Here is a 22,694-nt window from a genome sequence, read left to right as displayed (position 1 = left end):
CGTTATTCGGCTGGCGCCCCTCTTCCCCCTATGGCCCTGTTCGATCGCCTCGCTGACCTCCCGCTTCGTATCGACGACGAGACGCGCACGCGACACGAACGCGACACTTCGAGCGGATTCACCCGCGCGACGACCGTCTTCGAACTCCACGGCGACGAAGCGGTTGGCCGCGGCGAGGACGTGACCTACGACACCGAGGACCACGACGCTCTCGCCGAAACCGACGCGCTCGTCCCGACCGGCGAGTTCACGTTCGACGAGTTCTCGATCGCGCTCGACGACGTCGACCTCTTTCCCAGCAAGGAGCCGGAACAGCCCTCCGGCCACCACTACCGCCGCTGGGGAATCGAGAGCGCAGCCCTCGATCTGGCCTTGCGGCAGGCCGGAACCGACTTCGCGTCCGCGCTGGACCGGGACCGGGACCCCCTGCAGTTCGTCGTCAGCACCCGCCTCGGCGACCCGCCGACGACCGACCGGGTCGAGACCATCCTCGACCGTCACCCCGACCTCGGCCTGAAACTCGACCCGACGAGCGACTGGGACGACGAACTCGTCGCCGCTCTCGCCGACACCGATGCCGTTCGCCTCCTCGACCTCAAGGGCCACTACGTCGGGACGACCGTCGATCAGCCGCCCGACCCCGACCTCTACGAGCGGGTAATCGAGGGGTTCCCGGACGCGGTGATCGAGGACCCGGCACTCACCGACGAGACGAGGGGCTTGATCGAACCCGTGCAGGAGCGTATCTCGTGGGACGCCCCCATCACCGGCGTCGAGAGCGTCCGCGACCTGCCCTTCGAGCCGCGGTGGCTCAATATCAAGCCCTCGCGGTTCGGCACCGTCGAGTCCGTTCTGGAGACCATCGAGTACGCCCGCGAGCGCGACGTGGCGCTGTACGGCGGCGGCCAGTTCGAACTCGACGTGGGACGGGCGCACATCCAGACGCTCGCGGCGACGTTCTACCCCGACGCGCCGAACGACGTGGCCCCCGGCGGCTACAACCTGCCCGACCTGCCCGCCGACCTGCCGGGGAGTCCGCTCGCCCCGAGCGACGACGCGACCGGGCTGGACTTCTAGTCGCGCACTGGCACGTCCTCCCGGTCGGCGTGGGCACGCACCCAGAGTTCGCCGATCCGCGAGAGTCGCGTCCGGTAGGACTTCCCGTGTTCTTCCTGTTCGATGTACCCCTTCCCACCGGGGCCGAGTCGGTCGACGTTGTAGATGACCTTCGACCGGAAGCTGTCGGTGTACTCCTCGCCGAGTTCCGCCGCGAGCGCCTCCGCGAGTTCCGACACCGACTCGAACTCGCCGTGGTCGCCGAGTTCGAAGAGGATCACCTCCTCGAACGGTTTGACGTTCGAGAAGGAGGCGACCGGGAGTTCGACGATGTGGTTGTCGCCGATGCGCTTGGCGCCGATGGTGGTGCCGCGTTCGTCGAACTCGTCGAGCAGTGCGGTCGTGCCGTCGAGTCGGTCGCGGATGCGCTCGTCCGTCACGTCGCCGTCGTCCAGCAGGTCGGTCAGGAGCTCCCGATTCGCCCGTAGCTCCTCCGCCAGTTCCGTCTCCAGATACTTCTCCGGGGCGGTGTAGTAGGTGTGAATGCGGTCGCGGTCCGCCTGCCGTTCGAGCGTGATGGAGTGGGCGGCGGTGGCGAAGGCGAAGCTCACGGGCCGGGGCATCGAACTCACGTTGACCCACACCTCGCCGTCCGGGGCGCCGGCGTCGAGTTCGTCGTTGATGAGGTCGTAGGCGTGCTCGAAGGCGGCGTCGTAGTCGTAGACGTCCTCGATGACGACCCGGCTCGTCTCCGCGCCCAGCAGGTTCCGGAAGTCCTGTTCGAGCTTGGCCGAGATGTTCCGCGAATACTCCACGTTGGCCTCGCTCCCCACGGCCCCCTCCAGGAGGATCACCCGATCCACGTCGAACTGGTCGCGGATCAGCGGCGCGATGAGCCGGTCGTAGTCGAAGCCGACCGGCACGATGTGGGTCTGCATGGGCGTCACGTCCGCGCCTGAGCGTAAAAAAGAGCGGTATTGCCCGGGCGTCACTCCCGGTCGAGGTCCATCCCCGTACAGTCCGGGAACTCCCCCTGCTCCCACTCCGGACATCCCTCGCAGTCGTCCAGCGCCGTGGCTCCCTTGTAGCCGACGTAGACGGCTAGGAAGCCCGCGAGCAGGCCGAACGTGAGGAGCCGGTCGTCCGGCCGAAACACGAGTGGGAAGGCGAGGACGGCCAGCCCACACGCCAAGCCCGCCTTGGCGAGGATGCGAGTCCGCATCGACCGTCTGCCACCGACGAGTTTCAGCAGCACCATCGGGGCGACGAGTGCGGCGCCGAGGCCGTAGAGACCGAGCGTTTCGACGCCGAACGCACCCGGTGTGACCAGTCGAGCGACGATCAGCGTCGCGAGCGCGAGCGCCCCGACTGGGTAGACGACGAAACAGCCCAGACACAGGTCGGCGCCGTACAGTTCGAACGTGTGGTGGTCGTAGTACCGACAGCTCGGGTGATGTGAGAGGAGAAACGGGTTCGATCGATCGACGCGTTCAATCGTCCACCGAAGCGGATTCCTCATCGTCCCCAGTGTACTCCGAAAGGTCGGTCCCGCAGTGTTTGCACGTCCCGGCACCAACCGTGATCGACTCCCGACATTCCGGACACACCCACACCTGCTCCTTGTTTGCGAAGTAGTAGTAGATCGCAAACGGGAAGCAAAACAGGACGCCGACGACGAGCCAGATCGTCTCTCCCGTGAACTCTTTTTTCGATTCGATGTCGGTCACGGGCCTAAGTTGTCAGAGTAATGTCTTATATGTTGGGGCCCTTCGAGTGGCACTGTTTAGATTAGCGCAATTAGATTGAGGACACCTCGAAAGCCCCGACTCGCTGGGGTCGGGGGCCTCGCTGCGCGCGCTCGCTTCGCTCGCGTGCTTGCGTCGGCCGCCTTCCCCCAGCGAGTCGCCCCTTTCAGTCCCGCCCGCATCGGCTGGCCAACCGGCCGCCGCCGGGCGGGACTGAAAGGGGCCAGCGTCTCGGCGAACCCGGACGAAGTAAGCACCGCAACGTAGTGAGGAGCGCAGCGAGTCCCGGGAGCCGAGACGCCGGGGGCTTTCGAGGTGGTCCCAGTTTCACAGGCTTATCTAAACACTACCCTTCGAGTTCCCCGCCGTCGTCCGCACCGTCACGTCGTCCCCCACCGAAATCGCCCGCTCCCGCGACACCTCGGGCACCCGCGAGATGAGCATGACGGTGTAGAGGTGGTCGAACGCGTCGCGGTCCGCCCACTCGGGAAAGGTCGCCTCTCGGCGCTCGACGAAGCGCTCCCGGAACGCGGGCAGGGGGTCGCCCGTCTCCGGGTCGCGGCTGGGGACGACACACCGGGCGCAGGGCTCGGCGCCCTCGAACCGGACCGCCCCGTCGCCCTCGCCGACGACGAATTCGGGTGCGTCCGCCCCGACGAACCGGTCCTCCCAGAACGCGGGGACGCCGTCGACTTCGACGTTGGCGCGGAGCCGGCGGCGGGCGCCCTCGACGCTCATTCCCTCGAACCACGAGGCGACTTCCGATAGCGTGGCCGTGCTGATGATCGAGGGGCCGGCGTCGGGCCGGTCGACGAACGCCGGGGGTTCGTGTCGCCGGAACTCGACCGGGTCGCCGACGAAATCGCCGAACCACGCGCCCGCGTCTGCGCGGCCCGCCTCGGTCGAGAGGTCGAACGCCCGTCGCTCTCCGCCCGTCTTCGGCTCGACGGTCAGGGTGGCCGTCTCGGGGTCGAACGTCGTCCGCACGTCGTGGATGCGGTCGGTCTGCTTGCCGTTGTAGGCGAGCGTCTGCATGTCGGCGCCGGTTTCGACCGCCTCGGCCTCGGGGTCGCACATGGCGAACTCCCGGTCGCCGGCGAGCGTGCCCGCGTCCGTGATCCGGACGGTGTCGACGTCGATGCCGTCGAGTCCCTTGACCGGATACAGTCGCAATCGCTCGATGTGGGCCATCGACGCGGGGTACACCCGGACGCCGCATAACGTTGGCGTCGACTCCGAGGGGGGTCGAACTGCAAGTACGACAGGTATTTCCCGCCCGCCCGAAAAGTATATAGGCGTACATGGGTCGCCCATGGACTCGTCATTACCATCATCACCCCCACGAGGGGATCATCAATGGACGACACAGCCAAATACCTCATTCACGCATCCATCGCGGCCGACGGCGTCGTGGAGCGAAGCGACGTGGTCGGCGCCGTCTTCGGGCAGACCGAGGGGTTGCTCGGGGACGAACTCGACCTTCGGGACCTCCAGCAGTCCTCGAAGGTCGGCCGGATAGACGTACAGATCGACAGCGAAAACGGCCAGTCGTTCGGTCGCATCACCATCGCCAGCAGCCTCGACAAGGTCGAAACCGCCATCCTCGCGGCGTCGCTGGAGACCATCGACCGCGTCGGGCCGTGTCAGGCCTCCGTCGAGGTCACCGACATCGAGGACGTGCGCGAGGCCAAGCGCCGGCAGGTGATCGACCGTGCCAAGGAACTGCTCGCGGGGTCGTTCGACGAGAGCGTCATGGACTCCTCCAAGATTCTGGAGGAGGTCCGCGAGAGCGTCCGCATCGAGGACATCACGGAGTACCACGGTCTCCCCGCCGGGCCGCGGGTTGCCGACTCCGACGCCATCATCGTCGTCGAGGGGCGTGCGGACGTGCTGACGCTCCTCCAGTACGGCATCAAAAACGCCGTGGGCGTCGAGGGGACGAACGTCCCCGAACCGGTCGCGAAACTCACCGAGGAGCGGACGGTCACCGCCTTCCTCGACGGTGACCGGGGCGGCGAACTCATCCTTCGCGAACTCGCGCAGGTCGGCGACGTGGACTACGTCGTCTTCGCGCCCGAGGGCCGGTCGGTCGAGGACCTCGCCCGCCACGAGGTCATGTCCGCCCTGCGGGACAAGACGCCCTACGGCGACCTATTCGAGGGCGACGAGCCGACGGTGGCCGAGCGATCGAACGAGACCGTCGCCGTTCCCGTCGGCGAGGCGGCCGGCGCCGACGCGGGCGGGGGGCTGTCGGCGGACGCCGAACGGACGGCTGCGGCTACCGAGGGCACGGACGCGGACACCGCCGTCGCTGCTGCCGACGACGCGGACGCGGAGACCGACGACGCGGACGCGGAGACCGACGACGCGGACGCGGAGACCGACGACGCGAACACGGACGATTCGGACACCGACGACGCGCCGTCGACGCTCCGGGAACACGTTCGCGCGGTCGTCGACGCCGAGACGGGGTCGGCGCGCCTCCTCGACGCCGACTTCGAGGCCATCGCGACGGTGCCCACGGACGAGGCGTTCGACGCGGTCAGCGGGGCCGAGACGGCCCCCTACGCGCTCGTCCTCGACGGCGAGTTGACCCAGCGAGTGCTGGACGTGGCGGCCCAGCGCGGCGTCGAACAGGTCGTCGCCCGCTCGGCCGCCGAGATGGTGAAGACGCCGGTCGACGTTCGCGTGCGGACAGTCGACCAGTTGGCGGTCGCCGACTAGTCGCGGCGGTATCGGATTGCCGCCCCGTCGTCGAAGAAGTCGGGGAGACGGTCCCGTTTCTCGAAGCCACACTCCCGGTAGAGTGACCGCGCCGTCTCGTTGTCGGGGGCGACGGTGACGGTCAGCGCCGCGCCGTCGGCACGCTCCGCACACGCCGCGAGCAACGCCCGTGCCCGTCCTTCGCGGCGGTGATCCGGGTCGACGACCAGTTCCGCGACGTAGACCGTCCCGTCGCCGGGGACGGCGAGGAGGGAGCCGACTGGCGTCCCGTCCTCGTCCGTCGAGACCAGCGCCGTCGCCGGCGTCAGCGCCGCGTCGTCGAGTGCCGCGTCGAGCAGGGCCGGGCTCGGCTCCGGGAGGTGTGACTGGAGACGGACGAGCGCCGGCCGATCCGCGGGGGTCGCCGGGCGGATCACAGCAGCGCCACGGCGAGCGCGGCGCTCACGACGGCGCCGGCGAGCGTGCCGAAGAAGTTGACAGTCTGGTTACCGACCCGACCACCTTCGAGCGTCGCGCCGAGGACGCTGTCGACGGTCATGCCCGCGACCCCCCCGCAGACGACGGTGAGGGCGGCGAGCGCCGGCGCGTCGAACGCGAAGGTGGCGGCGGCGACGCCGGCGACGAGGCCGGAGCCGACGACGCCGACGACGTAGCCCTGCCACGTGATCCCCCCGTCGGTACCGGGGTCGACGCGTTCGAGCGTCGTGATGAGTCGCGGGTCGTCGAAGAGGACGCCGATCTCGCTGGAGAGCGTGTCGCTCATCGCGGCGGCGAGCGACCCGGTGAAGGCGAACCGGAAGAGCGCGCTATCGACGCCCATGCCCGCGCTGGCGGCGAAGCCGATGACGGCCACGAGCGCCACGGCGGCGTTCCCGAGGACGTTCCCGCTGCCGCGGGCGCCCTCGTTGTCCTCGGCGACGCCGCGTTCGCTCTTCTCGTCGTACCGGTACTTCGCGGAGAGGCCGCCGATACCGAAGAAGGCGATGAGGATGGCGAACCAGCCGACGCCGCCGAAGACGATTGTCAGGAGTCCGAGCAGGACGCCGGTCACCATCCCCGGCACCGACGCGGTGCCGGTCCGGTAGGAGACGTAGCCGAGTGCGACGGTCACGAGGAGGGCGGCGCCCACCTCCGTGAGTCCCGACTCGACGCCGATGGTGGCGAACAGCCAGAGCAGCAGTCCCGTCGAGAGCATCACGATGGGGTCGTCGCGTTCGTAGAGCATCGACCGCAGAAGCGCCGCCACGAGCGCCCCGGCAGCGGCGAGGAAGACGACGGACGCCGCTTCGGGGAGCCGTCCGAGATTCCACCCGACGACGAGCTGGCCGGCGAGGGCAGCGAGGAAGGCCGCGAGGCTGAAGCCGGCGACCGACCGGCCGGGGTCGGTCCACAGCCGCTCGACGGCCCGGGCGCCGACGTTGCCGTAGGCGACGACGAGGACGGCCGCGACGAAGACGGGCGTCGGCATCGACTCGCGGGGCGCGGTGGCGAGGATGGCGAGCCCCGTCGCGGCCAGGGCGAAGCCGGCGAGGCCGTTGAGCCGGCCGTCGCGCCGGTCCTGGGGCCGGGCGAAGAGTTCGAACACCGGCCCCTCGTCGACGACGAACGCGGCGAGGAGCGCCACGACGGCGAAGGGCGCGGCGGCCGCCCGCCCGAGTTCGGGGGCGGCGAGCGCGAGCGTCCCGACCGCCGCGAACCCTCCGGCCCGACGAAGGGTGGACGTCACGGTGTCTGCTACCTCGGACGGCCACTTAACGGTCCCGACACGCCCCGCTTACGTCACCGAGTTCCCCGAATCCGTGCGTTTTTGCGCTCCCGCCGCCTGGATCGGACGTGGGCCTGTACGACCGCTATCTCGCGCTCAGACAGCGTCTCCATCCCGGCGACCCGCCAGCGCACGTCGCCCTCGTCCTCACCGAGCGGGACCTGCTGGAACAGGGGGCGTACGACCGCCTCGAACGCGTCCTCGCGTGGGTCTTCGACTACGGCGCCGAGCGCGCCACCGTCTCGGTGAGCGTCCTCGACGAGGCGGTGGTACCGACGCTGACACGCGAACTGCGGGACATCGACGCTCCTCGCCCCGTCGCCGTCCGCGACCCCGACGACACCGAACCCGTCACGGCACCCGTGCAGGTGAACGTCGGACTCGGTGGGAAAGGCGAGTTCGCCGCCGCCGTCCGCTCGCTCGCCGAGGAGGTCGACGCCGGGGAACTCGACCCCGCGGACGTCGACGAGGCCGACGTGGAGCGTCGCCTCGTCTTCCCCGACGAGCCCGACCTCCTGATCAAGACCGGCGCCGAACGGCTCTCCGATTTCATGATCTGGCAGTCCGTCTACTCCGAGCTCTACTTCACCGACGTGAACTGGCGGGACGTGCGCAAGCGGGACTACCTCCGCGCGGTGCTGGATTACCAGAACCGGCAGCGGCGATTCGGTCGATAGACCGAATTACGTCGGTTTGCCGACGGTAGTTTGGACGCTGAGCGGTAGCGAAGCGTCCAAGCGCCGCGGAACGAGCGTCAGCGAGTCCCACGGAAGGTCGGTCGATAGGCCGAATCGCGCCGTGAACGCCTATCCGCTCGTTTCCGTCGCCGTCGACGTGGCCGTCGACTCGTACCGCACGCTCGTCTCGCTGGCGACCGGCTGGAGGAGGTACGACCCGCTCCGTCCCCGCCGAACCGGCGTGAAGTCGGCGGTGAACACCGTCCGCTCGTCCGCCCGAATCTCGAAGGACTGGTTGAACTTGAGCGGCGCCTCGCCGGGCGTCTCCACCGTCGCCTCGCCGCCGTCCGCGAGCGTGGCGCCGACGCCCGTCACGTCGAGTTGGAGGTACGCGTACGTCCCCGTCTCCAGTTCCTGTTCGCCGAGAAGCGCCGACCGGTCGCCCTGTAGCTCCACGAGGTCGGCCTCCCGTGGCTCCTCGAACTCGTGATACTCGCGGTCCGTGTCCTCGTCCTCGCCGTCCGACGACGTCTCGGTCTCGGTCTCCGTCGACGTGGCGGTCGCGTCGCCGTCCGATTCCGGCGCCACCCAGAACCCCGCCATGGTGACGACGCAGGTTTCGAAATCCGAGATGTCGCCGGGCTGGTCGCTCACCCGCGTCGCGAGCGTGCCGGTCGTCGCCTCGGCGCCGCCCATACAGCCCGCCAGTCCGGCGACGCCGGCGGCGGCGAGGCCGCCCGTCACTCGCAGATAGTCGCGTCGCGTTGCAGTCGCCGACTCGTGGTCGCGTTCGGTCACGTCCCACCCCACCGGCCGCTCACACATAAGGGGGTGAAACCCTTCGGGGCGAATAAACCCGAATTCAGTCGAGTTGTCTCCCGGCCTCGCTCGCCGACGATTCCCGTCGACACTTAAAGGGCTTATACTCATATCCGGCAGGTAGTTGTCCCGGGAGCCACTCGGAGGACGTATGGACCGCGGGCGCGCCGACGTCGAGTCCGAGGCGGAGACGGGCACCGGCGTCGCCCTCGTCGTCGCCGGGGCGGCGCTGTTCGGGACGCTCGGGGTCTTCGGCGAACTCGCCCGCGCCGCCGAGCTGTCGACGGCGACGCTTCTCGCCGCTCGCTTTCTCGCCGCCAGCGCGATTCTCTGGGCGTATCTCGTCCGCCGCGGCGTGCCGATCCGACTCGGCCGCCGGACCCTCGTCGCCGAACTCGGTCTCGGGCTGGTGTACGGCCTCATGTCGGTCGCGTACTTCGAGAGTCTGGCGTGGCTCTCGGCGGGTGTCGCGACGCTCGTCCTCTTCACCTACCCGGTACAGGTGACGCTCGTCTCGGCGCTCGCCCTCGACGAACCGGTGACGGCGCCGAAGGCGCTCGCCCTGTGTACAGCCCTCGGCGGCGTCGCCCTCGTCGCGGGCGGCGGGACGGCTTTCGGCCTCCCGGGACTCGTCCTCGTCGGCGTCGCGTCGCTCGCGTACACCGTCTACTCGGTCGGCTCGCGCGTCGCGGTTCGGACGGTGTCGCCGCTGGTGCACGCCGCCTACGTCTTCCTCGGCGTGACGGCCGCCGTCCTGCTGTACGGGGTCGTGACCGGCACGCTCTCGGCGCCGGCGACGCCAGCACACTGGCGCCTGATCGCCGGCATCACCGTCGTCGGGACGCTCCTGCCCATGATCCTCTTCACCGCCGGATTGGCGCGCATCCCCGCGAGCACCGCCAGCATCGTCAGTACGAGCGAACCGCTGACCACCGTCGTCCTCGGGGTGGCGCTCCTCGACGAACCGTTCACGCCGGCCGTCGCCGCCGGCGGCGCGGCCATCCTCGCGAGCGTCGTCCTCGCGTCGCCGGCGGTCGAACGCGCCGTGACCGACCGACTCCGTCGCGTCGGTCCGCAGCGGACGGAGGGTCCCGGCGGATGAGCGACCCCGAAAGCGAAAGCGGAAGCGGGAGCGGGCTGACGGCCGTCCTCGGCGTCGAACACCCCGATCTCGCGCTGACCGAGACGGCGGCGCGCGACCGGAGCGCGACGATCCATCCCGTCCGCGAGGCGGGCACCGACGCCGAATCCGGCCACCACCACTTCGTTGTCCGGTCGGACTCGTTCGAGCGCTTCGACGCGGCGCTTTCCGCCGACCCGACCGTCGCCGAGTTCGATCCCGTCACCGCGTTCGACGAGGGACGGCTCTACCGCGTCGCCTACACGGACCGGGCCATCCTCTTCTCGCCGGAGATCACGCGGGCGAACGGTCTCGCCCTCGACATCGAGAACGACGGGACGGGCTGGACGATGACCGTCTGGCTCCCCGACCGCGACCGACTGGCTCGCCTCTTTGCCTTTGCCGATGCCCACGACGTCGATATCGACCTCCGGCGCGTCAACGACTACGCCGGCCCGGTCGAGGGGGCGGTCGACCTCACCGCCGCCCAGCGCGAGGCGCTCCTCACCGCCCTCGACGCGGGCTACTTCGAGGAACCACGCGAGGCGACGCTCGCGGCGGTGGCGGCCGAACTCGACATCTCACAGCCGGCGGCGGGCGGGCTGCTTCGGCGCGGAATGAAACGGCTCCTGCTGGCGACGGTGGCCCGGGACGACTAGTCGGCGCGGCCGTCGGTCTCACCGCCGGCGGTGCCGTCGGCGGCGCCGTCGACGCCGATCCGGCCCTGAAGCTCCCGCTTCGACGCCGGGCTGATCGTGATCCCAGCCGCCTCCAGTCGCTCCTTGGCCGCCCGGGCGTACGCCGACCGGACGGCGAAGATGTCCCGCCGACGCGGGTCCTCGATCCAGTAGTGGACGCGGAGCACCACCGAATCGGAGCCGAAGTCGTCGACGTACGCCTTCGGCGTCGGCTCGGCTACGATGTCGTCGACGGCTTCCGTCGCCGCCGTCAGGTGATCGAGCGCCGCCGCCACGTCCGCCTCGTAGGCGACGCCGACGTGTTCGACGATGCGTCGTCGCCCCCGACCGTACGGTCGGGTGATCGCCTGTCCCGTCAGGAGCGTGTTCGGTACCGTGACGAGTTCGCCGTCCGGGGTCAGGATCCGCGTCACCCGGAGCGTGATGGACTGGACGGTCCCCTCGCGGTCCGCCCACTCGATGTAGTTGCCGACGTTGAACTCGGGGTCGACGACGAGGACGAGGCCGCTGACGATGGAGCCGATGACGGTCTGCCCGGCGACGCCGACGGCGAGGGTCCCGGCCGCGATGACGAGCGCCGAATCGCCGATGAACCGACCGTAGCCCGCGGTGCCCGCGGCGACGAAGAAGGCGACGACGAGGACGAGCAGGCGGACGTACCGCGAGACCGCCTCCTGGATCGTCGGGTTGTTGCTGTTGCGTCGGCGGACGAACCGTGCGACCAGCGGTTCGACCGCGAACCACCCGACGAGGACGACGGCGACGAAGCCGGCGACGAACCACACCGCCCGACGGATGAGGGCCCAGTAGGCGGCGAGGCCCTCCGGGCCGACGACCGGCGTCGGCACCGGCGTCGGCGTGGCCGTCTGGAGTGCGACCTGGAGCATACCGACGCCACGGTCGGACGGTACAAAGCTCCTCGGCGTCGCCTGGCTACTCCGTCGTCCCGGCGTCCTGCCGGTCGAGTTCGGCCGTCAGTTCGTCGGTGCCGGCGTGGGGGAGCTGCTCGCGCAGGCGACCGATCACCTCGCGCGTCTCGACGAGTGAGGAGCCCGCGACGGCCCGAACCAGGGCCGCCGCCCGCTCCCGACGGGTGTGCCGCCACGACGCCTCGCGGGACTCGTAGGTGCGGATCGCCCGCAGGAAGTCGATCTTCGAGAACTCGGGCCAGTACGGCGCACAGAAGAAGACGGCGGCCTCGTTGCCGTTGGCGTGCCACGGCAGGAAGTTGCTCGTCCGCTCGTCGCCGCCCGTCCGCACGATGAGGTCCACGTCGCGGACGGGGCGGGCGTAGAGCCGGCGCTCGATCTCGGCGGCGTCCACGTCCGCCGGATCGAGGTTGCCGGCCGCGACCGACCGTAGCGTCTCGCGGGCGGCGCCGAGCAGCTCCGCCCGGCCGCCGTACGCCAGCGCGACGTTCAGGCGGAAGCGGTCGTACCCCGCCGTCCGTTCCTCGGCGTACGCGACGGCGTCGCGGACGCGTTCGGGGAGGCGGTCGACCTCCCCGAGCGCGCGGATACACACCTCGTTCTCGTGGACCTCCTCCCTGTCCGCGAACGACCGCAGCTTCGACTCGATGAGGTCGAACAGGTGGTCGCGCTCCTCTGGCGGGCGCTCGAAGTTCTCGGTCGAGAAGGCATAGAGCGTGAGTTCCTCGACGCCGAGTTCCTGACACCAGCGGAGCACCCGCTCGGTGGTCCGGGCACCCTCCCGGTGGCCGTCGGCGGCGCCGTCGCCGCGTTCGCGGGCGTAGCGTCGGTTGCCGTCCTGAATGACGGCGACGTGGTCGGGGGTGCCGTCGATGTCGCGCCGGAGAAGCCGCTCGTAGGCGCGCTCGACCAGTCGGGGGACCCGCGTGTGCATATCCGTGGCGTCGGCACCGATTGGTATGGTTCTTTTGACACGCGGCTTCGACGACGACAACCCCTATTAGCTTCGGGCGTCTGTGATTTCACGATGAGTGACGCCGACGCGGCGGTCGGGGACCCCGATTTCGAGCACGTCCCCGAGACCGACCAGTCGTTCGAGAACGCGCTCGCGAAGGCGCGGAACGGTCACCGTCTCACCGTCGACGACGGGGTCGAACTCCTGACGACCGGGACGGATCGGGCGGGGATCGACCCCGTCCGGAAGGAGCGGGTGCTGGAGGCGGCCGACCACCGCCGCGCCGACGTCGTCGGCGACGACGTGACGTTCGTCGTCAACCTCAACAACAACGTCACGACGGCCTGCGACACGGGCTGTCTGTTCTGTAACTTCAAGGACCGCGCGTCGGCGTTCGAGGCCGACGCCCCCGACGACCACGGCGGCTTCACCAAGACGCCGGCCGAGTCGCGCCGGGCGGTCGAGGACGCGGTCGAACTGGGCATCTCGGAGGTGTGTTCGGTCAGCGGTCTCCACCCCGCGTTCGCCCTCGACGCCGACCACCGCGAACTGCTCGAATCGGCCGCGGACCCGGGCCGCCTGAACTACCGCCCGCCCGAGGCGTACACCACCTCGCCGGGCACCTACGCCGAACAGGTCCGCGCCATGTCCGTCGACGGCGTCCACGTCCACTCCGTGACCCCCGAGGAGGCCTACCACGCCCGCCGCGGCACCGACTGGTCCTACGAGGCGGTGTACCGCCGCCTGCGTTCGGCCGGCCTCGACAGCGCACCCGGCACCGCCGCGGAGATTCTGGTCGACGAGGTGCGCGACGTGATCTGTCCGGGGAAGATGGACACGGCGGAGTGGCTCGACGCCATGGAGGGGGCGATGGCCGCCGGCCTCCCCGTCACCGCGACGATCATGTACGGCCACGTCGAAAACGAGATGCACCGCGCCATGCACCTGAAGCGGGTGCGCGACCTGCAGGACCGCACTGGCAACATTACGGAGTTCGTCCCCCTCTCTTTCGTCCACCAGCGGACGCCGCTCTACGACCGCGGCCTCGTCTCGGGCGGCGCCACCGACGCCGAGGACGAACTCATGATCGCCGTCTCCCGGCTCTTTCTCGACAACGTCGAGAACGTCCAGACCTCGTGGGTGAAGTTCGGCGACGAGAAGTCGCTGAAGACGCTCTCCTGTGGCGCCAACGACTTCATGGGGACCCTGCTGTCCGAGGAGATAACCAAGCGCGCCGGCGGCGACTACGGCGAGTTCCGCTCCGTCGCCGACTACGTGGAGATGGTGACCGCCATCGGCCGTCGGCCGGTCGAGCGGTCGACGGACTACGAGCGCCGCCGGCCCATCGACCCCGACGATGCCCCCTACGGTCCCCGACTCGGCCCCCGCGCCGACGGGACGCCGATGCTCGACCGGTCGCTCCCCTCCTCTCCCGCGGCGGACGACTGACGATGATGGCGACCACCCACGCGGCGGTCGGACTCCTACTCGCGGTGCCGTTGGCCGTCCTCGCCCCCGACCTGGCCGCCGCCGGCGCCCTCGCCGCCATCGCCGGCGGCGTCTTCCCCGACCTCGACCTGTTCGCCGGCGTCCACCGCCGGACGCTCCACTTCCCCGACTACTACTGGCTGGGCGCGCTTCCCGCTCTCGCCGCCACCGTTCTCTTCCCGTCCGCCCTCACAGTTGCCGTCGCGTACTTCCTCCTCTCGGCCGCCGTCCACTCCGTCAGCGACGCCTTCGGCGCCGGCACGGAACCCCGGCCGTGGGAGCGCACGTCCGCCGAGGCGGTCTACCTCCACTCCCGCAGCCGGTGGCTCCGGCCGCGCTACTGGGTGCGCTACGACGGCGCCCCCGAGGACTACCTGCTCACCGTCCTCGGCATGTCGCCGGGGCTGATCCTGTTCGGGCCGACCGTCGGCCGCGTCGCCCTCGCCTGTCTGCTCGTCGGCGGCGCCTACACGCTCGTCCGCAAGCGCCTGCCGGACCTCGAGGAACGGCTCCTGTAACCGTCACCCACAGGGGGTATCGACGTACGTCGGACCGATTCCGATCGGGCCGTTCTCGGTTTCGCTCCGACTCCCGACCGTGACGACGGCGGCGACACACCCCGGGTCCTCGTGGTCGTCACCGTAGTACGTGGTGTAGTCGTCGCGGGTGAACGTATACTCCCGACCGCTGGATTCACGGTCGCCGTCGTCGCCGACGTGGAGCGCCCGGACCGTGTACTGCGCTCGCCGCGCCGACCACGACGGCTCGACGATCACCGACGCCCCGGCGTCGCCGGCGTCGAGTGCCGAGAGTTCAATCCTGCGGTCGAGGAGCGTCTCGTCGCCGCGCTCGATCATGAGGCGGATTCGGTTCGACACGAACGAGGAGTTGATGATCTCGACTCGCCCGAGCACCGTCCCCGACCCGAACCGACCGGACGCACAGCCGGCGAGCGCGACGCTCCCAGCCACGGCCAGCCCTTCGAGTGCGTCGCGGCGGTTCATCGACATACCGACGTTCGCCGTCGCGGGTGAGCCTTACGATGCGTCCGAGACGGCGCGATACCGCCGCCCCGCGTCGTCGTCCGCGTCGAGCGCCTCCCGAATCTTCGGCCGGAGCCACGTCCCCGGCGTACTCTCGACGTCCGCCCGCCGGAACGCGGCGGGGAGGTACCGCTCGTGGGTCGGGAGACGTTCCCGGAGGGGGACGCCCGCTTCGGACGCGAGCGATTCGAGTTCGTCCAGCGCCGGCCACGCGTAGTCGGGGTTGATGTAGTCGTCCGTCACCGGCGAGACGCCGCCCAGGTCGTCGACGCCGCAGTCCAATAGCTCACGAGTCGGCGAGAGGTTCGGCGGCACCTGCACCGATACCTCCGGCGGCAGGGCCGCCCGCGCCATCGCCGTCGTCTCCCGCATCGTCTCGACGCTCGGGCGCTCGAAGTCCGAGCGCTCGTTCGGGACGACGGTCTGGACGATCACCTCCTGAACGTGGTCGTATCGCTCGTGGAGTGCGCGGATGGCCAGCAGGCTCTCCGCGCGGTCCCGGCGATTCTCGCCGATGCCGACCAGAATCCCGGTGGTGAAGGGAACGCCCACCTCGCCCGCCGCCCGAATCGTCCCCAGTCGGCGCTCGGGCGTCTTCCGCCGGCCGCCCGAATGCGCGCTCACGTCCGCCGTCGTCTCCAGCATCACGCCCATGCTGGCGTTGACCTCGGCCAGTCGCACCAGCTCCGCCCGCCGCAAGTCACCTGGATTGCTGTGGGGGAGCAGCCCGACGTCGAGCGCCATCTCGCAGGCGTCGTAGAGATAGTCGAGCACGTCGTCGTACCCCCAGTCGTCGAGCTGGTCGTGGACGGCCGTGTAGCGCTCGTCGGGCGCGTCGCCGAAGGTAAAGAGCGCCTCGGTACAGCCGGCGTCGGCGCCCACCCGCAGCTGCTCCCGGACCGCCTCGGGGGGCATGAGCGTCGCCTCGCCGGGGACGTCGTAGAACGTACAGTACGTGCAGGTGTACCGACAGGCGGTCGTGAGGGGCAGAAAGACGTTCCGCGCGAAGGTGAGTTCGGGAGCGGACGCCACGTCGTCGGGCGCCACGTCGAGGAGGGCGTCGACCGCGGCGTCGTCGACGAGGGTCTCGGGGGCGACCCGCTCGTCGTCCGCCTCCGGCGCCCGTGGCATGGCCCCGGTTCCGCGCCGGAAGGGGAAAAACCTCACCCCACGCGGTCGAGACCGACCCGCCCCTCGCCCGCGTCGAGTTCGAACCGCGCCCCGAGCCACGCCGCTGCCTCGCCCTCGCCGTGGAGCAGGACCTCCACTAGGTCGGTCGGTTCGTCCACGTCGGTCGACAGGCGCATCGAGTCGACGACGGCGATGTCGGCACCCACCTCGCGGGCGGCGGCGACGTGGTCGCGATAGGAGACGCCGTGGAAGTCGACGCGGAAGTCCGGATGGTCGATCACCAGCCCGTTCGTGCCGCCGCCCCGTCCGGGCGCGATGGCGACGTCGGCGTCGGCCGCGACGTCGACGAGACGGTCGACGGCCCTCGGCGTCGCGAGCGCGAGGTCCGCGACGACGACGCCGAGCGGTTCCGCCCCGCCGAGGCGAGCGTTCACCGCCGCGGAGAGCGGGCGGTCGTCGACGGTCACCGGCGCGTCGGCCACCTCGACCGGCGCCGTGGCGATCACTTCGGGGTCGTGGCCGGCGTCGAGACAGGCGTCGAGGACGTCACGGAGCATCGCCCGCGCCACGTCCTCGCGTTCGTCGGCGTCGAGCACCCCGTCGAGGCGCGTCTTCGGATCGGTCGCCTCGAACGGGACGAGAATGCGCATCTCTGTCGTGATTCACGTGGGTGCGTATAGATAGCTTTCCGATGATCGACGGTTCGGCCGTCGGCCTATCCCAGCGGGTCCTCGGGACCCTGCTGGGAGCGCCAGTAGAGGACGCCGCCCACGAGGAGCGCGAGGACGACCAGCCCGCCGACGGCGTAGATAATCGTCTGGCGGGTCTGACTGGACTGCTCGGCCTGATTCGCCTGCTCGGTCGCGCGGTTGGCGAGGTTGGTCGCCACGTCGAAGCTGCCGTCCTCGTACGCCGCGATGGCGTCGTCGTAGTTGGCCTGGGCGTCCGAGGGGTTCGCGCCGGCGGCGCGGGCCTCCTCGATGGCGGCGCCGGCCTCGTCGATGGCCTGCCGAGCCGCGTCGCTTCGCTCGGTGTAGTGGTGCGACTCCCAGCTGTCGATGGTGCTACTCGCGCCGCCGGACTGCCCGCGGGTGAGCTCCATCGTGGTGAACGCTTGGGCCGGGTCGTAGCTGTACGACCCGACTTCGGGGACGGTCCCCGTCACCCGGACCTCGACCTCCGCGGTGCCGGTGCTCGCCGCGATGTCGACCCCCGAGAAGGACTGGCCGGTGGGTTCGACCAGTTCGACCTGCGAGCCCGTCTGGTCGTAGAAGACGACCGTCCAGGACACGTCGGTCAGTTCGGTCGTTCCCGAGAGCTGCCACTGCTCGCTCTGGGGGTTCCGATACAGCTCGTCGAGGGTGACCGTCGCCGATACTTGCGTGCCGACCTGCCCTTCCTCCGGAACGTCCTCGCCAGTGACGGAGACTGCTGCCGCCGGGACGGTCGCGGCGAGCAGAACGACGATGGTGGCGAGGACGACCCTAGAAGAGTGATTCGAGTTCGTCCTCGTCATCTTCGACTAGATTCTGGAGATTAGCTTCGCTCTCTTCGCGGATTTCGTTGATGTTGTCCTGTGCTTCGATGGCGACCTGCTGGAGTTCCTTGATGCGGGGAACGTTCGTGACGCCGGAGAGCAGGATGGCGGAGGCGACGAAGTCGCTGTTGTTGATTGGGTAGTCGCCGCCGCGGACCTCCATGCTGCCGGTCTGCTCTTCGAGCCACTTGCGGCCACGCTCGATCCCTTTCCGATTCAGGTAGGCGGAGGGGCCGGCCATCACGAGGAGGGCGCGTTCCGTGCCGTCGATTTCGCAGGGAAGGGTGAGGCGACCGAGGGCGGCCTTGCGGACGAGGCTGGTGATGCGGTTGGTGGTGTTCGCGGAGTCGAGTTGGTCTTCGATCGATTCGTCGTTGCCCGTGAGCTTCGAGAGCAGGCCACCGGATTTCCCCTTGCGCTCGACCGTCTCGCGGGCGTAGCCGACGGTGGAGACGCCGCCGCCGGAGAGCGTGTTGATGATCTCGGAGCTGTCGACGACGGATTCGGCCACTTCCTGTCCCTGCCGGACCTCGCCGGCGCCGAACAGGATGCCGAAGCGCTTGACGATCTCCTCGTTGATCTCGTCGTAGCCGCTCTGGACGGACTCGCCGGTCTGTCGCCAGGCGTCGTTGTCGAAGACGAGGAGGTTGTCCACCTCGTTGACGAGCGTCTGGAACGAGCGGGCGGCGTTGAGCGTGTAGATGCCCCCCTCGTCGCTGCCGGGGAGGATGCCCAGTCCGTAGACGGGTTCGGTGTAGATGCGCTTGAGATGTTTCGCGAGGACGGGCGCGCCGCCGCTCCCGGTGCCGCCGCCGAGACCCGCGACGATGAGGAAGGCGTCGACCTCGTGGACGGGGATGCCGTCGATGGCCCCCTGCACCTCGCCGATGTCCTCCTCGGCGACCTCCGCGCCGAGTTCGTTGTCCGCACCCACGCCGTGTCCCTTCACGCGGGACTGGCCGATGAGCACGCGCTGTTCCTGTGGGATGTGCTCCAGTCCCATCAGGTCGGCCTTGGCCGTGTTGACCGCGACGGCCGCACGGACGATTTCGCTCCCCGTCCGCTGATCGTACTCCAGGAACTTGTCGACGATCTTCCCACCGGCCTGTCCGAAACCGATCATGGCCAGTTTCATAGTTTCAGACCCCTCTTCATTGGGAAGAACCCAGGCGCAAAACGGACATAAACCTTGTGGGCGATTGCTCGATTGACGGGCGGTTTCGACGACCGAATCGGCTGACTGCGAGGGGACGAGCGCCGATCCGGTCCCGTCCGACGGGCGTCTGCCGTCCGTCAGCGCTCGCCGAGGTAGTCACCGAGCGTCCGCAGGTTGGCCTCGTCGACGCCGAAGGCCTCCACGTCGTTGTGGGCGGTGGTGTTGTCGAACTGGAGCGACCGGTACTGATCGGCACCCATCGGGGCGCCGGGTAGCGATCCCAGCACCGACAGTCCGACCTTGGCGAGCGCCATCGGGACGGGAACGACCGTCGCCGGACGCCCCTCGCTCCCGTGAACGAGGCGCGCGATGTCCGCGAGCGTGCGCTTCTCCGGGCCGCCGATTTCGTAGACACCGCCGTCGTAGGCGTCGTCTTCGACGCCGTCGGCGAGCATGGGGGCCAGATCGCCGATCCAGATGGGCTGGAACCGGGTCTTGCCGCCGCCCGGCAGGGGGGTGAGATACGGCGGCGCGAGCTTCTTCGTGAACGAGACGAACTCGCCGCCGTCACCGAAGATGACGGACGGACGGAAGATGACGTAGCGCAGCGACGACGACCTGACGATCTCCTCGGCCTCGCCTTTCGCCCGGATGTACGCCGTCGCGCCGTTCGGGTCGGCGCCCAGCGCGCTCATCTGGACGATCTTCTCCACGCCCGTCTCCTCGGCCGCGTCGACGACGTTCTGCGTGCCCTGACGGTGGACGACGTCGTGCATTTTATCGCCACCCGAGGGTTTGAACAGCGGCGACAGCGCGACCAGGTTGACGACGGCGTCCATCCCCCGCATCGGTTCGAGCAGCGAGTCGTACGCCGTCACGTCGCCCATCGCCTTCTCGACGCCCCCGGGAAGGTCGCCCTCGCTCGGTCGTCGGGAGAGCGCCGTCACCGAGTGCCCCCGCGATTTCAGTTCGCGGCACAGGTGTCCGCCGACGAACCCGCTGCCGCCGGTTACCAGAATCTTCATAGCCGATACATATCCGCGTATCGACCTAAAGCTAACGCGCTGTGAACCGTTCACACGGCGGGTTTCGGTCGCCCCACGACGCCACCGAGATAGTATCAAAAAACAGATATTATCGCCGCGTCGGCGACCCGGATCGTTAAACGCTCGCTCCCGTATGCACCACTATGCTCCTCACGCTGGAGGGTCTCGACGGCAGCGGCAAGACGACGATCTGGCGGGCGCTCCGCGACCGCTACCCGTCGGCCGTCTTCACCCGCGAACCCACCGACTCGTGGTACGGCGAGGCCGTTTCCCGCTCCATCGCCGACGACGACGCCGACCCGCTGGCCGAACTCTTCCTCTACGCCGCCGACCACGCCGATCACCTCTCCCGCGTGATCCGCCCGGCGCTCGCCGACGGGTCGTTCGTCGTCTCCGACCGCTACTCCGACTCCCGCATCGCCTACCAGGCGGCGACGCTCGTCGACCACCTCGACGACCCGTTCGGGTACGTCCGCGACCTCCACGAGCCGTTCTCGCGCCCGCCCGACGCGACGCTGTATCTCGACGTCGACCCCGAAACCGCCGCGGAGCGAAGTGGCGGCACCAACAAGTTCGAGCGCGCCGACTACCTGCGGGCCGTCCGCGAGAACTACGAGCGCCTCGTCTCCAGCGACCCCGAGCGGTTCGTCCGCATCGACGCCACGCAGTCCGAAGCCGCCGTCGTCGACGAGGCCCTGGCCGCCGTCGAGCGACTCCGTTAACGTCCCGTCGTCTCGGGCAACTCGTACTCGTCCGGCGCGGGAACGTACAGCACGTCGATGGTCACGCCCAGTCCCATCGGGAGCCCGACCATCAGGCCGAGGACGGCCGCCGCGCTTCCGAGGTCGACGCCGACGCCGAGGCTGAACGCGACGATGGTCGTCACGACGAGGGCCAGCGGCACCAGCAACGCGGTGTAGACGACCGATCCCCACCGCGTCTTCAGCTGGAGGCGGAAAAAGCGGGTCATGACCGCGGCGATGGCCGTGTTGCCGGCGAAGACGGCGGCCATCAGGGCGAAATCCAGTATCGTCGCCATGGCGGTGATAGAACCTCGACCGGCTTTGGCCTGTCGACTCCCTACCGCTCGCCCGCCCCTCGCGCCCGGTCGACGAGCCCCGCCACCGGGTCGACGTAGTCGTACCCGGGGATGATCCCCTGGACGTACGTCCCCTCTACGTAGTTGATGATCGCGGCCGCGTCCTCGACGCCGCGGCGCTCGTCGATGTCGGTGTACGCGAACCTGACGACCACCTCGCCCGCCGTGGGGTCGACGCTCGGCTCGAAGTCGTGGTCGCCGCGCACGACGCCGTCGGCGTCGGCCACGCGGAGTTCGAACGTCTCCAGCCATCCCTCCTCGATCACCGGCGCCACGTCGCCGTCGACGGCCGTCGAGAGCGAGGGCACGCGAACGCCCACCTCGTAGTCGATCCGTCCGTCGGATTCACGCGCCGTCACGACGGCGTCGAACGCCGTCGTCGTCGCCTCGAACCGACCGTCGTCGGCGCGTTCGAAGCCGTCGTGATCGCGGAACGCCCGTGCGACCCGTCCGGATGTCTCGGTCATGTCCGTGACAGGCACCGCGCGGCCAAAAGCCCCTCGCGTTCGCCCCGCCGTCGCTTTCGGCACCCCCGCCATCCTGCCGACTGCGGCACGCTTAAGTTTCTCCCCCTGCTTTGTCCACGTGACGCTTCGTCTGGAGGGCCGAAGCGTCAGCGGGGACCAATTCAGGGCGGCAAGCGATTCGACGGACCCTCTTTCCCCGTCGAATCGCTTTTCGCTTTACCGCTTTCATCGTTCGAGCCGACGGCTCGTCGATGCTGTCCGTTTCGTACGACACGGTGCACGTTCCGTACTGCTAAGCGGGTGCGTGGGAGGCACACTGCACGCTCCGCACGTTCGTTGGACGGGGTGCGAGGAAGGGGATTCGAACCACGGTCGTTCCGCTACGCTCCACTCCCTGATTCGAATCCCCTCGGCACACTGCACGCTCCTCACGTTCGTTGGACGGGGTGCGAGGAAGGGGATTCGAACCACGGTCGTTCCGCTACGCTCCACTCCCTGATTCGAATCCCCTCGGCACACTGCACGCTCCTCACGTTCGTTCGGAGCGGCAGTGCGAGGGAGGGGATTCGAACCCCCGAACTCCTACGAGAGCGGGTCTTAAGCCCGCCGCCTTTGGCCTGGCTCGGCCACCCTCGCGCGCTACACTCCCCGTTTCCCGTTCCGCCGCAAGTGGCTTTCGGTCGGTGAACCGACGCCGGCCGGTTACTCGTCGTCCTCGTCGAACGTCCGGAACTCGACCGACGCGCCGAGGATGTCCGCCAGCGACGTGACGGTCGCCCGAAGCTCCTCGATCTGTCGGTCCTGCCGGTCGAGCCGGTCCGCCAACCCCTCGACCGACGTTTCCAGTTCCGCCAACTCGCCTTCCAACTCCTCGGGTACCCGCTCCGAGAGGTCCGCGACCGTCTCCTGTACCTCCTCGGCCTCCGACGCCGCGACGAGGCCGTGCTCCGACGGGTTGGTGAGCATCCGTCGGTGGGAGAGAATCGCCTCCGAGACGCTCTCGCTCCCGTCGGGCAACCCGATAGTCAACGGCTCCACCTCGCCCGTGACCGCGCTCTCGGGCGCCGACTCGTCCGAGCCGTCGATCACGGTCGCCTCGGCCGTGCCGTCCGTCGCCGTCTCCGATTCGTCTTCGTCGTCGACCACGGTCGCCTCGGCCGTGTCGTCCGTCTCCGTACTCCGCTCTGCCGGATCGATCTTCATACTCCCGCGTTCGGACCGTCTCCTGATAAATTATTG

At 69.3% G+C, this 22,694-nt stretch carries 26 protein-coding genes and 1 tRNA gene; 8 read left to right on the top strand and 19 right to left on the bottom strand.

The window, feature by feature from the left end; all coding sequences use genetic code 11:
* The first annotated feature begins 30 nt into the window (after window positions 1-30).
* Window positions 31-1,077: an enolase-like domain-containing protein gene (locus DU484_RS17050; RefSeq protein WP_114606529.1), complete on the top strand. Its 1,047-nt coding sequence runs from the start codon at window positions 31-33 to the stop codon at window positions 1,075-1,077.
* Here DU484_RS17050 and DU484_RS17045 read toward each other — a convergent pair.
* The 4 genes from DU484_RS17045 to DU484_RS17030 all read right to left on the bottom strand — a co-directional run bounded on the left by DU484_RS17045 (window position 1,074) and on the right by DU484_RS17030 (window position 3,992).
* Window positions 1,074-1,994, bottom strand: a complete 921-nt coding sequence (locus tag DU484_RS17045) for an HFX_2341 family transcriptional regulator (protein ID WP_114584108.1) — start codon at window positions 1,992-1,994, stop codon at window positions 1,074-1,076. The two genes, DU484_RS17050 and DU484_RS17045, sit on opposite strands and share 4 nt — an antisense overlap.
* Before the next feature lie 50 nt (window positions 1,995-2,044).
* Window positions 2,045-2,575, bottom strand: a complete 531-nt coding sequence (locus DU484_RS17040; protein WP_114584107.1) for a hypothetical protein — start codon at window positions 2,573-2,575, stop codon at window positions 2,045-2,047.
* A complete protein-coding gene (locus DU484_RS17035; RefSeq protein ID WP_114584106.1) occupies window positions 2,547-2,783 on the bottom strand; it encodes a hypothetical protein in 237 nt (78 codons plus the stop codon). The genes DU484_RS17040 and DU484_RS17035 overlap by 29 nt, the downstream gene beginning before the upstream one ends.
* Before the next feature lie 357 nt (window positions 2,784-3,140).
* Window positions 3,141-3,992, bottom strand: coding sequence for an MOSC domain-containing protein (locus DU484_RS17030; RefSeq protein ID WP_114606528.1), 852 nt, complete (start codon window positions 3,990-3,992; stop codon window positions 3,141-3,143).
* Window positions 3,993-4,157: 165 nt separating this feature from the next.
* Here DU484_RS17030 and dnaG point away from each other — a divergent pair, with 165 nt between their 5' ends.
* Window positions 4,158-5,525 carry a DNA primase DnaG gene (gene dnaG / locus DU484_RS17025; protein ID WP_114606527.1) on the top strand — a complete coding sequence of 456 codons (1,368 nt, stop codon included), beginning with the start codon at window positions 4,158-4,160 and terminating at the stop codon, window positions 5,523-5,525.
* On the opposite strand, the gene DU484_RS17020 is transcribed toward dnaG, so the two are convergent.
* The gene (locus DU484_RS17020; protein ID WP_114606526.1) at window positions 5,522-5,941 is read right to left on the bottom strand and encodes a GNAT family N-acetyltransferase; all 420 of its coding nucleotides are present in this window, start codon (window positions 5,939-5,941) and stop codon (window positions 5,522-5,524) included. The genes dnaG and DU484_RS17020 overlap by 4 nt on opposite strands.
* Window positions 5,938-7,251, bottom strand: a complete 1,314-nt coding sequence (locus DU484_RS17015) for a DUF92 domain-containing protein (RefSeq protein WP_114606525.1) — start codon at window positions 7,249-7,251, stop codon at window positions 5,938-5,940. Before DU484_RS17015 ends, DU484_RS17020 begins: the two co-directional genes overlap by 4 nt.
* Before the next feature lie 107 nt (window positions 7,252-7,358).
* Here DU484_RS17015 and DU484_RS17010 point away from each other — a divergent pair, with 107 nt between their 5' ends.
* Window positions 7,359-7,967 carry an undecaprenyl diphosphate synthase family protein gene (locus tag DU484_RS17010; protein ID WP_114584101.1) on the top strand — a complete coding sequence of 203 codons (609 nt, stop codon included), beginning with the start codon at window positions 7,359-7,361 and terminating at the stop codon, window positions 7,965-7,967.
* Between the two features lie 129 nt (window positions 7,968-8,096).
* Here DU484_RS17010 and DU484_RS17005 read toward each other — a convergent pair whose 3' ends face one another.
* Window positions 8,097-8,792, bottom strand: a complete 696-nt coding sequence (locus tag DU484_RS17005; RefSeq protein ID WP_114606524.1) for a DUF4382 domain-containing protein — start codon at window positions 8,790-8,792, stop codon at window positions 8,097-8,099.
* Window positions 8,793-8,937: 145 nt separating this feature from the next.
* On the opposite strand from DU484_RS17005, the gene DU484_RS17000 reads away from it, so the two are divergent.
* Both DU484_RS17000 and DU484_RS16995 read left to right on the top strand, forming a co-directional pair.
* Window positions 8,938-9,888: a DMT family transporter gene (locus tag DU484_RS17000; RefSeq protein WP_114584099.1), complete on the top strand. Its 951-nt coding sequence runs from the start codon at window positions 8,938-8,940 to the stop codon at window positions 9,886-9,888.
* Window positions 9,885-10,565 (top strand): helix-turn-helix domain-containing protein, encoded by a 681-nt coding sequence (locus DU484_RS16995; RefSeq protein ID WP_114584098.1) that lies wholly within the window; start codon window positions 9,885-9,887, stop codon window positions 10,563-10,565. Before DU484_RS17000 ends, DU484_RS16995 begins: the two co-directional genes overlap by 4 nt.
* Here the strand turns inward: DU484_RS16995 and DU484_RS16990 are convergent.
* Window positions 10,562-11,491 carry a mechanosensitive ion channel family protein gene (locus tag DU484_RS16990; RefSeq protein WP_114606523.1) on the bottom strand — a complete coding sequence of 310 codons (930 nt, stop codon included), beginning with the start codon at window positions 11,489-11,491 and terminating at the stop codon, window positions 10,562-10,564. The genes DU484_RS16995 and DU484_RS16990 overlap by 4 nt on opposite strands.
* Window positions 11,492-11,537: 46 nt before the next feature.
* Window positions 11,538-12,467 (bottom strand): polyprenyl diphosphate synthase, encoded by a 930-nt coding sequence (gene uppS, locus DU484_RS16985; protein WP_114606522.1) that lies wholly within the window; start codon window positions 12,465-12,467, stop codon window positions 11,538-11,540.
* Between the two features lie 93 nt (window positions 12,468-12,560).
* Here uppS and cofH point away from each other — a divergent pair, with 93 nt between their 5' ends.
* Together cofH and DU484_RS16975 are read left to right on the top strand one after the other, a co-directional pair.
* Window positions 12,561-13,937, top strand: coding sequence for a 7,8-didemethyl-8-hydroxy-5-deazariboflavin synthase subunit CofH (cofH, locus tag DU484_RS16980; protein ID WP_114584095.1), 1,377 nt, complete (start codon window positions 12,561-12,563; stop codon window positions 13,935-13,937).
* A 2-nt stretch (window positions 13,938-13,939) separates the two neighbouring features.
* Window positions 13,940-14,494 (top strand): metal-dependent hydrolase, encoded by a 555-nt coding sequence (locus tag DU484_RS16975; protein ID WP_114584094.1) that lies wholly within the window; start codon window positions 13,940-13,942, stop codon window positions 14,492-14,494.
* Between the two features lie 3 nt (window positions 14,495-14,497).
* On the opposite strand, the gene DU484_RS16970 is transcribed toward DU484_RS16975, so the two are convergent.
* The 6 genes from DU484_RS16970 to DU484_RS16945 all read right to left on the bottom strand — a co-directional run bounded on the left by DU484_RS16970 (window position 14,498) and on the right by DU484_RS16945 (window position 19,868).
* Window positions 14,498-14,980 carry a hypothetical protein gene (locus DU484_RS16970; protein WP_114584093.1) on the bottom strand — a complete coding sequence of 161 codons (483 nt, stop codon included), beginning with the start codon at window positions 14,978-14,980 and terminating at the stop codon, window positions 14,498-14,500.
* 33 nt (window positions 14,981-15,013) lie between these two features.
* Window positions 15,014-16,150: a 7,8-didemethyl-8-hydroxy-5-deazariboflavin synthase subunit CofG gene (gene cofG / locus DU484_RS16965; RefSeq protein WP_114606521.1), complete on the bottom strand. Its 1,137-nt coding sequence runs from the start codon at window positions 16,148-16,150 to the stop codon at window positions 15,014-15,016.
* A gap of 32 nt (window positions 16,151-16,182) precedes the next feature.
* Window positions 16,183-16,800 (bottom strand): 2-phospho-L-lactate guanylyltransferase, encoded by a 618-nt coding sequence (cofC, locus tag DU484_RS16960; protein ID WP_114587113.1) that lies wholly within the window; start codon window positions 16,798-16,800, stop codon window positions 16,183-16,185.
* 65 nt (window positions 16,801-16,865) lie between these two features.
* Window positions 16,866-17,666, bottom strand: a complete 801-nt coding sequence (locus DU484_RS16955) for a hypothetical protein (protein WP_114587112.1) — start codon at window positions 17,664-17,666, stop codon at window positions 16,866-16,868.
* Window positions 17,635-18,822, bottom strand: a complete 1,188-nt coding sequence (locus DU484_RS16950) for a tubulin/FtsZ family protein (RefSeq protein WP_187347720.1) — start codon at window positions 18,820-18,822, stop codon at window positions 17,635-17,637. The genes DU484_RS16955 and DU484_RS16950 overlap by 32 nt, the downstream gene beginning before the upstream one ends.
* Window positions 18,823-18,980: 158 nt before the next feature.
* On the bottom strand, window positions 18,981-19,868 hold the full coding sequence (locus tag DU484_RS16945; protein ID WP_114606520.1) for a complex I NDUFA9 subunit family protein: 888 nt from the start codon (window positions 19,866-19,868) through the stop codon (window positions 18,981-18,983).
* A 164-nt stretch (window positions 19,869-20,032) separates the two neighbouring features.
* Here DU484_RS16945 and tmk point away from each other — a divergent pair, with 164 nt between their 5' ends.
* Window positions 20,033-20,611 (top strand): dTMP kinase, encoded by a 579-nt coding sequence (gene tmk / locus DU484_RS16940; protein WP_114606519.1) that lies wholly within the window; start codon window positions 20,033-20,035, stop codon window positions 20,609-20,611.
* On the opposite strand, the gene DU484_RS16935 is transcribed toward tmk, so the two are convergent.
* The 4 genes from DU484_RS16935 to DU484_RS16920 form a co-directional block, all read right to left on the bottom strand.
* Window positions 20,608-20,928 (bottom strand): hypothetical protein, encoded by a 321-nt coding sequence (locus DU484_RS16935; protein ID WP_114587109.1) that lies wholly within the window; start codon window positions 20,926-20,928, stop codon window positions 20,608-20,610. The genes tmk and DU484_RS16935 overlap by 4 nt on opposite strands.
* A 41-nt stretch (window positions 20,929-20,969) precedes the next feature.
* Window positions 20,970-21,455 (bottom strand): DUF5813 family protein, encoded by a 486-nt coding sequence (locus DU484_RS16930; RefSeq protein ID WP_114587108.1) that lies wholly within the window; start codon window positions 21,453-21,455, stop codon window positions 20,970-20,972.
* Between the two features lie 551 nt (window positions 21,456-22,006).
* Window positions 22,007-22,091: transfer RNA gene (locus DU484_RS16925), tRNA-Leu, on the bottom strand.
* Between the two features lie 66 nt (window positions 22,092-22,157).
* Window positions 22,158-22,658 (bottom strand): hypothetical protein, encoded by a 501-nt coding sequence (locus tag DU484_RS16920; RefSeq protein WP_114587107.1) that lies wholly within the window; start codon window positions 22,656-22,658, stop codon window positions 22,158-22,160.
* Window positions 22,659-22,694: the final 36 nt, after the last annotated feature.

The organism is Haloplanus rubicundus, from assembly GCF_003342675.1.
GTDB classification, from domain to species: domain Archaea; phylum Halobacteriota; class Halobacteria; order Halobacteriales; family Haloferacaceae; genus Haloplanus; species Haloplanus rubicundus.
This window is presented reverse-complemented; position numbering and strand designations above follow the sequence as displayed.

Bases quoted from the DNA above. Each gene is read 5' to 3' on its own strand.
- DU484_RS17045 (WP_114584108.1), bottom strand. From the start codon at position 1,994: ATGCAGACCCACATCGTGCCGGTCGGCTTCGACTACGACCGGCTCATC.
- DU484_RS16920 (WP_114587107.1), bottom strand. From the start codon at position 22,658: ATGAAGATCGATCCGGCAGAGCGGAGTACGGAGACGGACGACACGGCC.
- DU484_RS16970 (WP_114584093.1), bottom strand. From the start codon at position 14,980: ATGAACCGCCGCGACGCACTCGAAGGGCTGGCCGTGGCTGGGAGCGTC.
- tmk (WP_114606519.1), top strand. From the start codon at position 20,033: ATGCTCCTCACGCTGGAGGGTCTCGACGGCAGCGGCAAGACGACGATC.
- dnaG (WP_114606527.1), top strand. From the start codon at position 4,158: ATGGACGACACAGCCAAATACCTCATTCACGCATCCATCGCGGCCGAC.
- DU484_RS16955 (WP_114587112.1), bottom strand. From the start codon at position 17,666: ATGACGAGGACGAACTCGAATCACTCTTCTAGGGTCGTCCTCGCCACC.
- DU484_RS16930 (WP_114587108.1), bottom strand. From the start codon at position 21,455: ATGACCGAGACATCCGGACGGGTCGCACGGGCGTTCCGCGATCACGAC.
- DU484_RS16950 (WP_187347720.1), bottom strand. From the start codon at position 18,822: ATGAAACTGGCCATGATCGGTTTCGGACAGGCCGGTGGGAAGATCGTC.
- cofC (WP_114587113.1), bottom strand. From the start codon at position 16,800: ATGCGCATTCTCGTCCCGTTCGAGGCGACCGATCCGAAGACGCGCCTC.
- DU484_RS16975 (WP_114584094.1), top strand. From the start codon at position 13,940: ATGATGGCGACCACCCACGCGGCGGTCGGACTCCTACTCGCGGTGCCG.
- DU484_RS17050 (WP_114606529.1), top strand. From the start codon at position 31: ATGGCCCTGTTCGATCGCCTCGCTGACCTCCCGCTTCGTATCGACGAC.
- DU484_RS16935 (WP_114587109.1), bottom strand. From the start codon at position 20,928: ATGGCGACGATACTGGATTTCGCCCTGATGGCCGCCGTCTTCGCCGGC.
- DU484_RS16945 (WP_114606520.1), bottom strand. From the start codon at position 19,868: ATGAAGATTCTGGTAACCGGCGGCAGCGGGTTCGTCGGCGGACACCTG.
- cofH (WP_114584095.1), top strand. From the start codon at position 12,561: ATGAGTGACGCCGACGCGGCGGTCGGGGACCCCGATTTCGAGCACGTC.
- uppS (WP_114606522.1), bottom strand. From the start codon at position 12,467: ATGCACACGCGGGTCCCCCGACTGGTCGAGCGCGCCTACGAGCGGCTT.
- cofG (WP_114606521.1), bottom strand. From the start codon at position 16,150: ATGCCACGGGCGCCGGAGGCGGACGACGAGCGGGTCGCCCCCGAGACC.
- DU484_RS17005 (WP_114606524.1), bottom strand. From the start codon at position 8,792: ATGTGTGAGCGGCCGGTGGGGTGGGACGTGACCGAACGCGACCACGAG.
- DU484_RS17030 (WP_114606528.1), bottom strand. From the start codon at position 3,992: ATGGCCCACATCGAGCGATTGCGACTGTATCCGGTCAAGGGACTCGAC.
- DU484_RS16995 (WP_114584098.1), top strand. From the start codon at position 9,885: ATGAGCGACCCCGAAAGCGAAAGCGGAAGCGGGAGCGGGCTGACGGCC.
- DU484_RS17040 (WP_114584107.1), bottom strand. From the start codon at position 2,575: ATGAGGAATCCGCTTCGGTGGACGATTGAACGCGTCGATCGATCGAAC.
- DU484_RS17000 (WP_114584099.1), top strand. From the start codon at position 8,938: ATGGACCGCGGGCGCGCCGACGTCGAGTCCGAGGCGGAGACGGGCACC.
- DU484_RS16990 (WP_114606523.1), bottom strand. From the start codon at position 11,491: ATGCTCCAGGTCGCACTCCAGACGGCCACGCCGACGCCGGTGCCGACG.